This window comes from Rhabdonatronobacter sediminivivens (genome assembly GCF_013415485.1).
Classification (GTDB): Bacteria; Pseudomonadota; Alphaproteobacteria; order Rhodobacterales; family Rhodobacteraceae; genus Rhabdonatronobacter; species Rhabdonatronobacter sediminivivens.
The window spans coordinates 1-1179 of sequence record NZ_JACBXS010000120.1 but is presented as its reverse complement, the minus strand read 5'-3'; the positions used below and the strand labels follow the sequence as shown (position 1 = coordinate 1179).

1 protein-coding gene is annotated in these 1179 nt (G+C 63.4%); it reads left to right on the top strand.

Annotation, left to right across the window (positions count from 1 at the left end; all coding sequences use genetic code 11):
- Position 1 precedes the first annotated feature (1 nt).
- A complete protein-coding gene (gene tuf / locus HUK65_RS18425; RefSeq protein WP_179907740.1) occupies positions 2–1177 on the top strand; it encodes an elongation factor Tu in 1176 nt (391 codons plus the stop codon).
- Positions 1178–1179: the final 2 nt, after the last annotated feature.

Below are 1179 nucleotides of genomic sequence, written 5' to 3'. Positions count from 1 at the left end.
CATGGCAAAGCAGAAGTTTGAACGCACGAAGCCGCATGTGAACGTTGGCACGATTGGCCATGTTGACCACGGCAAGACGACGCTGACGGCGGCGATCACCAAGTATTTTGGTGATTTCAAGGCCTATGACGCGATTGACGCGGCGCCCGAGGAGAAGGCGCGCGGGATCACGATCTCGACCGCGCATGTGGAATATGAGACCGACAGCCGCCACTATGCGCATGTCGACTGCCCCGGCCACGCCGACTATGTGAAGAACATGATCACCGGTGCGGCGCAGATGGATGGCGCCATTCTGGTGGTGAACGCCGCCGACGGTCCCATGCCGCAGACGCGCGAGCATATCCTGCTGGGCCGTCAGGTGGGCATTCCCTACATGGTCGTCTACATGAACAAGGTCGACCAGGTCGATGACGAGGAGCTGCTGGAACTGGTGGAGATGGAAGTGCGCGAGCTTCTGTCGAGCTACGACTACCCCGGCGACGACATTCCGATCGTCAAGGGCTCGGCGCTGGCGGCGATGGAAGGGCGCGACCCCGAGATCGGCGAGAACTCGATCCGTGAGCTGCTGAAGGCGGTGGACGAGTACATCCCGACCCCGGCGCGCCCCGTGGACCAGCCGTTCCTGATGCCGATCGAGGATGTGTTCTCGATCTCGGGGCGCGGCACGGTTGTGACCGGTCGTGTCGAGCGCGGCGTGATCAATGTCGGCGACGAGATCGAGATCGTGGGCATCCGCGACACCAAGAAGACCACCTGCACGGGCGTGGAGATGTTCCGCAAGCTGCTGGACCGCGGCGAGGCGGGCGACAACATCGGCGCGCTGCTGCGCGGGATCGGGCGCGAGGACGTGGAGCGCGGCCAGGTGCTGTGCAAGCCCAAGTCGGTGACGCCGCACACCAAGTTCGAGGCCGAAGCCTATATTCTGACCAAGGAAGAGGGCGGGCGCCACACGCCGTTCTTCGCCAACTACCGGCCGCAGTTCTACTTCCGCACCACGGATGTGACCGGCACCGTCCAGCTGCCCGAGGGCACCGAGATGGTGATGCCCGGTGACAACCTGAAGTTCAACGTCGAACTGATCGCGCCCATCGCCATGGAAGAAAAGCTCCGCTTCGCCATCCGTGAAGGCGGCCGCACCGTCGGCGCTGGCGTCGTGTCGAAAATCATCGAGTGATC

Bases quoted from the DNA above. Each gene is read 5' to 3' on its own strand.
- tuf (WP_179907740.1), top strand. From the start codon at position 2: ATGGCAAAGCAGAAGTTTGAACGCACGAAGCCGCATGTGAACGTTGGC.